Source organism: Desulfoplanes sp. PS50, assembly GCF_053851535.1.
Genome location: NZ_JBSPZA010000011.1, coordinates 49,684 through 62,228 on the forward strand (window position 1 = coordinate 49,684; position 12,545 = coordinate 62,228).

11 protein-coding genes are annotated in these 12,545 nt (G+C 56.5%); 7 read left to right on the forward strand and 4 right to left on the reverse strand.

Going from position 1 to position 12,545, the window contains the following annotated elements; genetic code table 11:
• A complete protein-coding gene (glpB, locus tag ACTVJH_RS06860; RefSeq protein WP_455988809.1) occupies positions 1–1,293 on the reverse strand; it encodes a glycerol-3-phosphate dehydrogenase subunit GlpB in 1,293 nt (430 codons plus the stop codon).
• Positions 1,290–2,867 (reverse strand): anaerobic glycerol-3-phosphate dehydrogenase subunit GlpA, encoded by a 1,578-nt coding sequence (gene glpA, locus ACTVJH_RS06865; RefSeq protein ID WP_455988811.1) that lies wholly within the window; start codon positions 2,865–2,867, stop codon positions 1,290–1,292. The genes glpB and glpA overlap by 4 nt, the downstream gene beginning before the upstream one ends.
• A 270-nt stretch (positions 2,868–3,137) precedes the next feature.
• Between glpA and ACTVJH_RS06870 the strand changes: the two genes are divergently transcribed.
• The 6 genes from ACTVJH_RS06870 to ACTVJH_RS06895 all read left to right on the forward strand — a co-directional run bounded on the left by ACTVJH_RS06870 (position 3,138) and on the right by ACTVJH_RS06895 (position 9,383).
• A complete protein-coding gene (locus tag ACTVJH_RS06870; protein ID WP_455988813.1) occupies positions 3,138–4,214 on the forward strand; it encodes an ABC transporter ATP-binding protein in 1,077 nt (358 codons plus the stop codon).
• A gap of 17 nt (positions 4,215–4,231) precedes the next feature.
• Entirely contained in the window at positions 4,232–5,338 is a 1,107-nt protein-coding gene (locus ACTVJH_RS06875) for an ABC transporter ATP-binding protein (RefSeq protein ID WP_455988815.1), read from the forward strand.
• On the forward strand, positions 5,335–6,207 hold the full coding sequence (locus ACTVJH_RS06880; protein WP_455988817.1) for a carbohydrate ABC transporter permease: 873 nt from the start codon (positions 5,335–5,337) through the stop codon (positions 6,205–6,207). Before ACTVJH_RS06875 ends, ACTVJH_RS06880 begins: the two co-directional genes overlap by 4 nt.
• A complete protein-coding gene (locus ACTVJH_RS06885) occupies positions 6,204–7,007 on the forward strand; it encodes a carbohydrate ABC transporter permease (RefSeq protein WP_455988819.1) in 804 nt (267 codons plus the stop codon). Before ACTVJH_RS06880 ends, ACTVJH_RS06885 begins: the two co-directional genes overlap by 4 nt.
• Positions 7,008–7,257: 250 nt before the next feature.
• Positions 7,258–7,536, forward strand: coding sequence for a DUF2160 domain-containing protein (locus ACTVJH_RS06890; RefSeq protein ID WP_455988821.1), 279 nt, complete (start codon positions 7,258–7,260; stop codon positions 7,534–7,536).
• 92 nt (positions 7,537–7,628) lie between these two features.
• Positions 7,629–9,383, forward strand: coding sequence for an ABC transporter substrate-binding protein (locus ACTVJH_RS06895; RefSeq protein WP_455988823.1), 1,755 nt, complete (start codon positions 7,629–7,631; stop codon positions 9,381–9,383).
• 93 nt (positions 9,384–9,476) lie between these two features.
• On the opposite strand, the gene ACTVJH_RS06900 is transcribed toward ACTVJH_RS06895, so the two are convergent.
• Together ACTVJH_RS06900 and ACTVJH_RS06905 are read right to left on the reverse strand one after the other, a co-directional pair.
• On the reverse strand, positions 9,477–11,234 hold the full coding sequence (locus ACTVJH_RS06900) for an aldehyde ferredoxin oxidoreductase N-terminal domain-containing protein (RefSeq protein WP_455988825.1): 1,758 nt from the start codon (positions 11,232–11,234) through the stop codon (positions 9,477–9,479).
• Positions 11,231–11,698, reverse strand: a complete 468-nt coding sequence (locus tag ACTVJH_RS06905) for a 4Fe-4S binding protein (protein WP_455988827.1) — start codon at positions 11,696–11,698, stop codon at positions 11,231–11,233. Before ACTVJH_RS06905 ends, ACTVJH_RS06900 begins: the two co-directional genes overlap by 4 nt.
• A 330-nt stretch (positions 11,699–12,028) precedes the next feature.
• Between ACTVJH_RS06905 and ACTVJH_RS06910 the strand changes: the two genes are divergently transcribed.
• Positions 12,029–12,544, forward strand: a complete 516-nt coding sequence (locus ACTVJH_RS06910) for an Lrp/AsnC family transcriptional regulator (RefSeq protein WP_455988829.1) — start codon at positions 12,029–12,031, stop codon at positions 12,542–12,544.
• The last annotated feature ends 1 nt before the right edge of the window (position 12,545 follow it).

The following is a 12,545-nucleotide window of genomic DNA, read 5'->3' on the forward strand; positions in this document are numbered from 1 at the left end:
TTATTCCTGTGCCGTGTGTTGCTCGTGGATATGGGCCACCGCCTGGAAGGCCGTTGCCAGGGCCAGGCCGGCCCCGCATTTCATGCGCATCCAATCGTGATGGGCCAGGATGGCCCCTGCGGCGTAGAGACGCGGGTGGATGGGCTTGGCCGAGCCGTCCAGCGGACGCATGGTCGCATCCGTTTCCAGGCCGCACTGGTTGATGGGGTGGCCCTGGGGATGGAAAAATATCGGATTGTGCCAGCCTGTCCGTGGACCGGGTTGGGCGATGGGAAGATCAAAGACGGTTTCCCTGACGGTCGTGCGGTCGGCCCTGAGCCCTTTGCCCAGAAAGCGGCCCGTGGCCAGCAGGGCGTAGCGGGCATGGAGCCGGATTTCCGGTCCCGAGGTGCCCAGGTTGAAGACAAAGGGGGCGTAGTCGTATGAGGGTATGGAGGCATCGAGGACCATTTTCTGGGAAAAGGTACGTACCTTTTTGGCGGGCAGACCGCGATCAAAGGCCTGGCGCAACCTGGTTCCGGCAATGGACGGGGGAAGGGTGGGGATCTCGAAGATTTTTTTCCCGGTGAGCATCTGGAGATGCTCGAGGATATGCATGGGTTCGGCAATCCCCAGTATGGCCGGAAAACCGATGTATTCCGTGTCATGGCCTAGGGCGAGAATCCTTTTGGCCAGCTGCTCGCGCACCGAGGGATCGCGCATCATCCAGGCCAGATGCTCGGGATAGAGTTCTCCGCCGCATCCCGGAAAGTCGATGACCGCACTGCGCAGCCCGGGCCAGTCTGCACCCTGATTTTCAACCATCTGCCTGCCGCTGAATCCCTTGAGTCCGTCAAAATTCACGATCAGCGTGGATCCCTTTTCCTCCAGGGCCCGGACACCTTCCCAGGCGGATAACGGAACCCTAAGGGTCGGCTTGACGGTCCCAAGGGGGGTGAGGATGCGGGCATTGGTCGTTTCATGGCCTGCGTAGGGGAGCCCCTGGTCGGCCAAAAAGTCGCAGAATTCGTCGATGGCCGTCTGGGTATGTTCCCGACTCACCCGGGCATAGGGATGGTTGGGAATGTCCTTTACAACCGCCTTGCGGGCCGCCCAGGGATCGTCCCAGGAGATGCCCATTCCCACGGGGTGGATGCCCATGAGGTCGATGAGTCCGGTGCTGAAGTCGATGCCGCCGGTGGAACCGCACAACCCCACCGTCATTCCCCGGTTGGCCGCGAAAAGGGCCGCGCTCATGCCCGCGAATCCCGTTCCAATGACCATGATGTCAAATGGTTCTTCATGCTCGATCATGGCTTTTCTCTGTCCTGTTCCTGGTTGTGAAGTTCAAGATCGAGCATGCCGCAATACAATGCCTCCTGCAGTTCGGCCTGCATCAGGGGAAGGTCCCAGAGAATCGGAGAGAATCCCTGCCAGCGACGTTCGATAAAGGATTGCAGCTCCCTGATTCCCTGGTCGCCAGAGACATGACCCTGGTCGTAGAGGTGGCCGGTGACGCGTAGACCGCAGAATCCTCCCTGGCACGGCCCCTTGCCCATCCGGCTGCGCAGGCCGATGGCCGTGAGCAGGGATCGGCCGCGCATTTCATTCATATCCTTGATGATATGATCGATCCCCTTTCTGGAGACCATCTCGCATTCACACAGGATCAGATCATCGTCTGTCCTGTCCCTGATCCATGATCTGGGGGCGAATCCGGGTTCGGTCCAATGGCCCTGACTGGATGCGGGAAGGGGGGTGGTGTGTGTGGTACAGGGTGTGTCGACCCCGAGTTTCCGGCAGACCATGTCGGCTGTTTTTTCGGCCATGAGCCGATAGGTGGTCAGCTTGCCCCCGGTGATGGAGACGAAATTGTTCACCTGGTCGCGGGCGTGATCGATGAGGGAGAATCCACGGCTCAGGCTCCGGCCGTCTGCACCGTGGCCGTGAAAGACCAGGGGGCGCACCCCGGCATAGGCCCTGATGTACCTGGTCGTGGCCAGGACCGGAATCATGGCCGTGGCATCCTCGATCATCCGGTCGGCCTCCGGGATGGTCGGACGGCAGGTGTCGGGATCGTCGATGGGTACGGAGGTGGTCCCGAGGATGGAGACCGTGCCCCCGGGAACGAGAATGTCCGCGTCCGCGGCCTTGCGCAGGCGGTTGATGACCCGTTTGGCCAACCGGTCCTGGGTGATCAGCAGACTGCCCATGGAATGAAGAATGTGGATTTCTGCCCCGGCCATGGCCGCGATGGTTCCTGCCCACGCGCCCGCCGCATTGACCACGAGTTCGGCCTGGATCTGGAACTCCTTGCCGCTGGTTTCGTCGACGAGCTGGGCGCTCCGGATGGTTCTGCCCTCGATATCAAATCCCGTGACCCGTGCGTTCCGGATGACCCTGCAGCCCAGGGATACGGCATGGGCCAGGTTGTCCAGGGAGAGCATGAACGGATCGATGGCTCCGTCCTCCACCTCGAAGGCCCTGATGACATTCTTTGACAGACAGGGCTCCAGTTCACGGGCATGGTCCGGCGAGATTTCTTGGTAGGGGATATGGCTTTTGCGGCACATGTCCGGGAAATCGGCCACGTAGTTTTCATCATCCCCGGCCACGGCCACGAAGAGTCCGCCGGTATTTTCGATGCATTGGGGAGCGATTTTCTTGAGAATTTTTCCCTCTGTCCGACACTCCATGGCCGCCTCGCTGTCCCCGCCCACATACCGGGCCCCGCTGTGCAGCAGACCGTGGTTCCCGCCGGAGGCACCGGCATTGATGTCCCGTTTTTCAACCAGAACGCAGGAAATACCTCGAAGGGCCAGATCCCTGGCCAGGCCGGTTCCCGTGGCCCCGCCGCCGATGATCAGTACGTGGGTTTGAATGGGCATGAGTGATGTAATACCATGAGGTTGAGGGCAAAAGAGGCGCGATGTGTTGATCGATATTTCAGATCGCTACCAAAACAGCCTGGATTTGTGGAGAATTTTTTTTCACTATTTCTGAGGACAGCATCGCGTACGGACAGATTGTGCGTATATTTCCATGATTCAAATTCTTTTGAAAAAATTTCACCATCTCATTGATTTATCGATCAAAGCTTGCTACAGGCTTCCCTGTGAGTCACAACAACCCGACGATCAGCTAACAACGAGGTATGCATGGGGCTTGAATTGGCCAATATTGACAAAATCGTGGCAGGGGAGATGTATCTCAAAGATATAGACCTCTCCCTGGAGTCGGGCTCCAGGTACGTGATTCTGGGCCGGACATTGGCGGGTAAGACCTCTTTGCTGCGAATCATGGCCGGGCTGGACAAGCCCACCTCGGGAAGCGTGCTCATGAATGGCAAGGATGTCACCGGGGTTTCCGTGCGCAAGCGCGATATCAGTATGGTGTATCAGCAGTTCATCAATTATCCCTCCCTAACTATCTATAAAAATATCGCCTCTCCCTTGAAAAACGCCCGGATGACCAAGACCGAGATCGATCGGCGGGTGAGATCCATTGCCGCCATGCTCCATCTCACACCTTTGCTGAACCGGCTTCCCGAGGAACTGAGCGGTGGACAACAGCAGCGCACGGCCATCGCCCGGGCCCTGGCAAAGGATACCCAGCTGCTGCTCATGGACGAACCCCTGGTCAATCTGGACTACAAGCTTCGTGAGGAATTGCGGGACGAACTGCTGCGCATATTTGCCGAACGCGAATCCATTGTCGTCTACACCACCACCGAGCCCTCCGAGGCCCTCATGCTTGGGGGGAATGTCATTGTCATGCACGAAGGACGCATCCTGCAGGTCGGTCCTACCTCTGAGATCTATCGCCATCCCGCGACCATGAGGGTGGCCGAGGTGTTCAGCGATCCCCCGATCAATTTTGTCCGGGCCGAGGTGAACGGGGGAACCGCCCATCTGCGCATCAACATCGATTTTCCGCTCACCGGACATCTCCAGGGGCTTACCCCGGGGATCTATTATTTCGGTATCCGCCCCCATCATTTCAGTCTGAAGCCCCATTCCGAAAGGGATATGGAAATCTGTTCCCGGGTTGAGTTGAGCGAGATCAACGGGTCGGAGACCTTTCTGCATTTCCATTACCGTAACCGATCTCTGGTCATGCAGGAACAGGGGGTTCATTCCCGGGCCGTGGGTGACGGGGTGTGCGTGTACGTCCGGCCCCAGTATTTCTATGTCTTCGACCAACAGGGGAATCTGGTGGTTTCCCCGGAAAACTAGAGGTTGCAGAGGATTTCATGGCCCAGATCAAGCTCGATTCCATTGCCCACAGTTACCTGAAAAATCCGAAAGACCCTGAGGATTACGCCATCAAGGAGGTCGATACCGTCTGGGATGACGGAGGAGCCTACGCCCTGCTCGGGGCCTCGGGATGCGGCAAGACAACCATGCTCAATCTTATCTCCGGCCTGCTCACCCCCAGTCATGGAAAAATTTTGTACGATGGCAGGGATGTGACCTCCCTTCCTCCGGAAAAACGAAATATCGCCCAGGTGTTCCAGTTCCCGGTGCTTTACGACACCATGACCGTGTTCGAGAACCTGGCCTTTCCCTTGAAAAACAGGGGCAAGGATCCGGGGTTTATCAAAAAAAGGGTGCACGAAATTGCCGAGGCCCTGGATCTGACCCCGTTTTTGAATAAACGTGCCAGCGGTCTGGCCGCAGATGCCAAACAGAAGATCTCCCTGGGACGCGGTCTGGTCCGTGACGATGTGGCCGCCATTCTCTTTGACGAGCCGCTCACGGTCATTGATCCTCATCTCAAATGGCAGCTGAGGCGCAAGCTCAAGGAGATCCACAAGCAGTTCGGTTTGACCCTCATTTATGTGACCCATGATCAGACCGAGGCCATGACCTTTGCGGAAAAAATCGTCATCATGTATGAAGGTCGGCTGGTCCAGATCGGTACGCCCGAGGAGCTTTTCGAAAATCCGGCCCATACCTTTGTAGGCTATTTCATTGGTAGTCCGGGGATGAATTTTATGGACTGTATCCTTGAAGGTGACAGGGCTGTTTTTTCAGCAGGTTCCCTGGTCCTGTCCGAGGATCTGGCCCAACAGGCTCAGGCCATGAACGGAAAGTTCCAATTGGGCATTCGTCCCTTGTATCTCGATCTTGCGGATGAGCCGTGTGCAAACGGGTTTCAGGCCCATGTGGTGAGTATGGAAGACGAGGGCAGCAGCAGGATCGTCACCCTCAAGATGGGTAGTGACATCCTGAAGTCGCGTCGGATCGAGGGAACCTATGTCCCTCGCGCTGGTACGGAGTGCTGGGTCTGTTTTCCTTCCGAAAAAACCAGGCTCTTTTGTGATGACAATCTGGTCGGCGTGGAGGTGGGCCAATGAACAAATGGGAAAGTAACAAGGCCTGGTTGTTGATCCTGCCGGTCTTCGCGGTCGTGGCCTTCAGTGCGATCATCCCCCTGATGACCGTGGTCAACTATTCGGTCCAGGACATCTTCGGGCCCGGGCAGGCCTATTTTGTGGGTACGGAATGGTACAGGGAGATGCTTCATAACAGCCGGCTCCACGAGGCATTGCTCCGGCAGATCATCTTCTCTTTCACCGTGCTGTCCATCGAACTTGTCCTGGGTATTGGAATCTCCCTGACCCTGCCCAAAAAGGGGTGGGGGGCCTCTTTTTGTCTGGTCGTTCTGGCCCTGCCTTTGCTCATCCCCTGGAATGTGGTCGGGACTACCTGGGTGGTTTTTGCCCGTCCGGATATCGGACTCGCCGGGGTATTTTTGAATTGGCTGGGTATTGATTACAATTTTACGTCCAATGCCCTGGACAGCTGGCTCACCGTGGTGGTCATGGAGGTCTGGCATTGGACGCCCCTGGTCATTCTGCTCTGTTACGCCGGATTGCAGGCCATTCCCGAGGCCTATTACCAGGCCGCGCGCATCGACGGGGCCTCCAAATGGGCGGTGTTCCGATATATCCAGCTCCCCAAACTCAAGGGGGTTCTGCTCATCGCTGTGCTCCTCAGATTCATGGACAGTTTCATGATCTATACCGAACCCTTTGTGCTCACCGGCGGCGGTCCTGGCAATTCGACCACCTTTCTCAGCCAGTACCTGACCAAGATGGCCCTGGGGCAATTCGACATCGGTCCGGCAGCGGCCTTCTCTCTCATGTACTTCCTGATCATCCTCCTGTTCTGTTTCGTGTTCTACACGGCCATGATGCACATCGGCAAAGGAGAACGACAATGAAAATCAACGTCAAAATCGTGGCCCTGGTGGCCTATCTCGTCTTCCTGGTCCTGCCCCTGTACTGGTTGCTGAACATGTCCTTCAAGACCACGGACGAGATTCTCGGGGCCTTCAACCTGATCCCAGAGAAATTCACACTGGCCAATTACACCATGATCTTCACGGATCCCTCCTGGTACATGGGGTATGTCAACTCCATGAAATACGTGGCCATGAATACGGTCATCTCTTTAAGTGTGGCTCTCCCTGCGGCCTATGGGTTTTCCAGGTATGCGTTCGTCGGGGACAAGCACATGTTTTTCTGGCTGCTGACCAATAGAATGTCTCCTCCGGCCGTTTTTCTGCTTCCTTTTTTCCAGTTTTATCAGACAGTGGGCCTTTTTGATACCCATATTGCAGTGGCCCTGGCCCATTGTCTGTTCAATGTTCCTCTGGCGGTGTGGATTCTGGAAGGGTTCATGTCCGGGGTGCCCAAGGAGATCGACGAGACCGCATTCATTGACGGGTATGGTTTTGGCCGGTTTTTTATCACCATATTCATCCCGCTGATCAAGGCGGGAATCGGGGTGACTGCATTTTTCTGCTTCATGTTCAGCTGGGTTGAACTGCTTCTTGCTAGGACGCTGACAACGGTCAACGCCAAGCCCATTGCCGCGATCATGACCCGGACCATCAGCGCCTCGGGTATGGACTGGGGCGGATTGGCCGCTGCGGCCATACTGACATTGATTCCGGGGGCCATCGTCATCTGGTTCGTGCGCAATTATATGGCCAAGGGATTTGCCATGGGGCGGGTCTAGTATTTGGGCCAAAACGCGCCCATCTACTTCGGTGCTGCGGAGTTTTGAAATCCTCATGTATTGGTATACACTGCGGTTTCAAAACCCCTTGCGTCTCGTAGCTGGGCACCTTTTGGCCCAAATACATGCTGCTTCGAAAAGTTGTAGAGACAAGGCATGCGTTGTTTCTATCAAGCAGCGACATTGTTGATCTGGTTGGGGGTGACCCATTAGCGGGTGATTTGAATGCATTGATCAGAGGATATGGACCATGAATATGCAATGGATGGCCTGGACGCCGGTTACGGCATGGTTTTTTGTCTTCATCGGGGTGATGCTCGTGACCATGGGGGTATGGCAGGCGGTGTGTCCCACCGTGCCGCGCAAGGGGTTTCTGCCCATGGTCACCACCCGGGGGGATCGTCTTTTCATTGGGCTTCTGGGAAGCGCGTACATCCATCTGGCCTGGATCGGGCTTGTGACGGCGCCCCTGTATTTCGCCACGCTCATCTCCGTATGTTTTCTCGCGCTGGTCATCTGGAAGGGATAGGTTGCCTGGCCCATAAGCGGGACAATAGACGGAAGCGTATAGTGGTTGGTGTTGACATTGTGTTGGAACACATTTCACCAATGGAGGAGAGCATGAAGTTGAACCTGTCGAACTTGCTGTATTTCCTGGCGATTGCCATGACCAGTATGGCCCTTGTGGGAATGGCCGGTGTCGGGGTTGCCGCTGAGGGTCAGTACGAGGCTGCGGCCAAGAAATGGATCGATCAGGAATTCCAGCCGTCCAGTCTGAGCAAGGCCGAGCAGATGACGGAGATGCAGTGGTTTATCCAGGCGGCCAAACCCTTTCGGGGTATGGATATCAAGGTCGTTTCCGAGACCATCACCACCCATGAGTATGAATCCAAGGTTCTGGCCCAGGCCTTTGCCGAGATCACCGGGATCAAGGTCACCCATGACCTGATCGGTGAAGGGGATGTTATCGAGAAGATCCAGACCCAGATGCAGTCGGGCAAGAACATCTACGATGGATACATCAACGATTCCGATCTGATCGGGACGCACATGCGCTACGGCTTCGTGCTCCCCCTGTCCGATTTCATGGTCGGCGCGGGCAAGGATGTCACCCTGCCCACCCTGGATATCGATGATTTCATCGGCAAGTCCTTTACCACGGGTCCCGACGGCAAGCTGTACCAGCTTCCCGACCAGCAGTTCGCCAACCTGTACTGGTTCCGGTACGACTGGTTCCAGCGCCCGGATCTGAAAAAAAAGTTCAAGGAGATCTACGGCTATGAACTCGGGGTGCCGGTCAACTGGTCCGCGTATGAAGATATCGCTGAATTCTTCACCGACAAGGTCAAGACCATCGACGGGGTGCGTGTCTATGGGCATATGGATTACGGCAAGAAGAGTCCTGATCTTGGCTGGCGATTCACCGATGCCTGGCTGTCCATGGCCGGTGCCGGCGACAAGGGACTGCCCAACGGCAAGCCCGTTGATGAATGGGGCATGCGCGTGGACGGGTGTCGTCCCGTGGGCACCAGCGTGGAACGCGGCGGCGCGGCCAATGGACCGGCCGCGGTCTATTCGCTGACCAAGTATATGGAATGGCTTCAGAAATACGCTCCCCCCGAGGCCCTGGGCATGACCTTTTACGAGTCCGGTCCGGTTCCCTCCCAGGGGCATGTGGCCCAGCAGATCTTCTGGTACACCGGCTTCACCGCAGACATGATCAAGCCCGGCACCCCGGTGGTGGACCAAAAGGGACTTCCCAAATGGCGGATGGCCCCCTCGCCCCACGGACCGTATTGGGAAGAGGGCATGAAACTCGGGTATCAGGACTGCGGTTCCTGGACCTTTCTCAAGTCCACGCCGGAAGACCGTTTGAAGGCCGCCTGGCTGTACGCCCAATTCTGCGTGGCCAAGACCACGTCCCTGAAAAAGACCCTGGTCGGCCTGACCCCCATCCGGGAATCCGATCTGATGACCGATGTCATGGCCAAGGAAGCCCCCAAGCTGGGCGGTCTGGTCGAGTTCTACCGCAGCCCGGCCCGGGTTGCCTGGACCCCCACGGGAACCAATATTCCTGATTATCCCAAGCTGGCCCAGCTCTGGTGGCAGAACATCGGGGAAACGCTCTCCGGTGAGGTCACCCCGCAACAGGCCATGGACAATCTGGCCGAGGCCATGGACAAGGTCCTGGCACGTCTGGAACGCGCCAATGTCCAGGGCGAATGCGGACCCAAGCTCAATCCCCGCAAGGGTGCCGACTATTGGTTGAGTCAGCCCGGCGCTCCCAAGCCCAAACTGGCCAATGAAAAGCCCCAGGGCGAGACCGTGAGTTACGACAAACTGGTCCAGGCCTGGCGTGAGGGACGGGCCCGGTAGTTGGTGGGATCCATCTCAAGAGTGCAAATAAAAAAGGGCGACGTGAGTCGCCCTTTTTTATTTGGTGCTGTTTGCCTTAAAAACTTTCAGCGATCAGCTGTCTGACCCGTCCTTGGGTCGGAAATCCTCCAGGGATTGTCCGTAGGCGTTGATCAGGGTGTCCAGGTAGGCTTTGTCCAGAGGTCCCTTGCAGGTTGCAATATCCAGGAATCGTTTGGGAATGGTTATCTCTGCGGGATTGAATCCGCTTCTGAATCTGAGTTCCCAGCGTTTGGCCTGGATGCCGGCTTTTTTTCCTTCCAGGTTGTCTGCCATCTCCTCCAGACCCAGGGCGACCATGGCCCTGGTCAACCTCTTTTCGCTGTAGACCTTGCGGGCGAACAGGCAGGCGACCATGGAACAGAGCAGGATACGTTCGCGTTCCTCCTTGTGCAGGAATGCAAGGGCCGCGGAGACGTCCTTTGCCTGTTCTTTCTGATCGTAGGCATAGGCCCCGGTATCCAGGTGTGAATGTCTGAACCCCAGGGCCTGACTGGCAAAGAAGTTTTCGCCGGTGGCGTAACCGGCCATCTCCTGGCCAAGGACGCAGGCGAAATTCTCTCCGCCATACATATGGGCGGCCTTCAGGGTTCCCTGGCCCAGGGTTTTGTAGAATGTGTTGGACGAATCGCCCAGAAAGCCGATCGCCTGTCTGTAGGGATCGAGTTTGCCAAAGGCCAGGGGGACAATGGTCTCTCCGGTGGTAATGATCCCCTGGTCCAGGGCCTCTGTTGCCCAGGCCAGGGCCACCCCCGCACTCATCACGTCAAGTCCGGCGCGCTCCACATCCTCGAGCAGGGTCAGAACCTCCGGGGCCTTGTGTATCCCAAGCATGGAGCCGACTGCGAAAATGGGTTCATAGTCGTAGGCCACCTGGCGATACAAGAACTCGTTTTCCGGTCCGAATTTTTCCCGCAGAAGCCCTACGTGGATGCATCCCACCGGACATCCGGCGCATGCGGTCTGCCTGAGCAGCAGGTCCCTTGCAAAGGTCTCTCCTGAAATTCCGTCAATATTTTGTGCGTCCGAGGTCTGGTTGAGATTTCTCCAGGGCAGACAGCCGGACCTGTCCAGTTTTTTGAGGTTCTCCGCCGTACCCAGGTCATGATATTTCTGCATCAATTCCGAGTCGGTGACTGCCTGAAAGATCTCCTTGTAGACCCTGGGATAGTCCTTGGATGCGGAGAGATCCTGACCGGTATTGCCGGAAACAATGATCGCCTTGAGATTTTTGGCCCCCATGACCCCGCCGGCGCCCAGCCGACCGAAATGACGATAGGTATCCACGTTGATGGCCGCGAAACCAACCCGGTTCTCCCCGGCCGGACCGATGCGCAGGATGGACCGGTGTCCCGAGTGTTCCCGGTACATGGTCCGCAGCAGCTTGCCTGTCTTGAAGATATCCATCCCCTTCATGAAATGGACATCATGGACACGTACCTTTCTGGTGCTGACCTGCAGACAGGACAGGGTGTTCGCCTGTCCCGTGACAACCAGGGCCTCGTATCCGGCAAAGCGCAGGGCAAGGGCCAGTCTGCCTCCCGCATGGGTCTCGGCGTACTGATCATGATACGGGGACATGAATCCCAGAACACATTTGCTCATCAACGGGTAGAATCCTGTCAGGGGGCCGATGGTGAAAACAAGGGGCTGATCCGGGTGATAGGCGGGCTCATCCATCAAGGCGAAGCGTTCAAAGAGCAGGGCGGCCAGACCGCAGCCCCCGATCCAGGTGTTTCTGCCCGGAATCGCCAGAACGTGGGATGTCTGGGTGGTAAGGTCTACGTGGAGGACGTTGAAAATGTCTGTCATGATCCTTCCTCCATATGGGCTTCTTTTTTGTCCATGTCGGTTGAATCCTTGTCGTCGTCCCTATCCATGTCCACCATTTCCAGGCAGTCGTGCGGGCAGAAGTCCACGCATCGTCCGCAATGGATGCACATGACCGGCAGTCCGGTTTCCTGATCCATGAGAATGGCGTCCACCGGGCATGCCACGGCGCATTCTCCACACCTGATGCATAATTTTTTCTTGAAGACCACACCGCCGCCTTTGCGTTGGGTCAGGGCCAGGGTGGGACAGACTGCGGCACAGGGTGCCGGATCACATCCTAAACACAGCTGGGCCGAGAAGCCCGTGCTCAGTCCGCCGGCAGAATGGATGCGGATGCCGGCCCGCTCCCATGAAAGGGATTTGTGCACCAGTCTGGAACAGGCCAGGGAGCAGGAGTAGCATCCGATACAGCGTTCCATGCGTAAGGCTCTCAATAATTTCATGTCATGCTCCGTGGTCAGGGTCATATAGACAGCCAGCCGGGAAGATTCCCGGGCCGGGAAACATATTTTATAGGTGATTACCCACTGGGTGGCAACGGGGAAATCGTATGTTCACGATCGATGTATACACATCTCTGGTTTGTCCCGATAGGGGCGGCTGGAAATTTTTTCGCCCTCCTTGTTCAGACGGTTGATCCGTCCAAATCGGGGCAAGCCAGAGATGATATTTTAACCGTTTGGAGGGAAAAACATGTGTCTTGGTATTTTGTGGATTATTCTTGACCTTGGGCATAAAATTGAATTATATTCTTAAAAAAAGGATTTCTCAGAATGATTGATAGTCTTGATGCTGAAATACTAAATATTCTTCAAAAAGATGGTCGAGTGTCCAATGCGGAAATGGCCCGGGAACTGAATATGGCGCCGTCGGCCATTCTGGAGCGCAAGAAGAAGCTGGAAAGGGCCGGGATCATCAAAGGCTACGAGGTCCGTCTGGATGCCAAGGCCCTGGGACTTCCCCTGACCGTGTTCATTCAGGTGAAGACCGAGGAGAACGTCGGCAAAACAACGGTGGGCTATAGGCTGGCGGATCTTCCGAACATCCAGACGGTTCATTTCATTGCCGGGGAATATTCCTACATGCTCCAGGCCCGACTCAAGGACACCGACGATCTGGTGGAGTTGCTCAAGTCCATCGGTAACACCCCCGAAGTCAGCGATACCCGGACCATTTTGGTCCTCGAACCCATCAAGGAGTCCCTGGGGCTGCCTATAAAACGGCTGAGCACGCGCGAACCCGGTCACAGAAGAAAGAAACCGGGGAACAATCATACATCCACAGCATAGA

What these genes read in the sequence shown, in the direction of transcription:
- glpB (WP_455988809.1), bottom strand. Translation starts at nt 1,293, where the DNA reads ATGATCGAGCATGAAGAACCATTTGACATCATGGTCATTGGAACGGGA.
- glpA (WP_455988811.1), bottom strand. Translation starts at nt 2,867, where the DNA reads ATGCCCATTCAAACCCACGTACTGATCATCGGCGGCGGGGCCACGGGA.
- ACTVJH_RS06870 (WP_455988813.1), top strand. Translation starts at nt 3,138, where the DNA reads ATGGGGCTTGAATTGGCCAATATTGACAAAATCGTGGCAGGGGAGATG.
- ACTVJH_RS06875 (WP_455988815.1), top strand. Translation starts at nt 4,232, where the DNA reads ATGGCCCAGATCAAGCTCGATTCCATTGCCCACAGTTACCTGAAAAAT.
- ACTVJH_RS06880 (WP_455988817.1), top strand. Translation starts at nt 5,335, where the DNA reads ATGAACAAATGGGAAAGTAACAAGGCCTGGTTGTTGATCCTGCCGGTC.
- ACTVJH_RS06885 (WP_455988819.1), top strand. Translation starts at nt 6,204, where the DNA reads ATGAAAATCAACGTCAAAATCGTGGCCCTGGTGGCCTATCTCGTCTTC.
- ACTVJH_RS06890 (WP_455988821.1), top strand. Translation starts at nt 7,258, where the DNA reads ATGAATATGCAATGGATGGCCTGGACGCCGGTTACGGCATGGTTTTTT.
- ACTVJH_RS06895 (WP_455988823.1), top strand. Translation starts at nt 7,629, where the DNA reads ATGAAGTTGAACCTGTCGAACTTGCTGTATTTCCTGGCGATTGCCATG.
- ACTVJH_RS06900 (WP_455988825.1), bottom strand. Translation starts at nt 11,234, where the DNA reads ATGACAGACATTTTCAACGTCCTCCACGTAGACCTTACCACCCAGACA.
- ACTVJH_RS06905 (WP_455988827.1), bottom strand. Translation starts at nt 11,698, where the DNA reads ATGAAATTATTGAGAGCCTTACGCATGGAACGCTGTATCGGATGCTAC.
- ACTVJH_RS06910 (WP_455988829.1), top strand. Translation starts at nt 12,029, where the DNA reads ATGATTGATAGTCTTGATGCTGAAATACTAAATATTCTTCAAAAAGAT.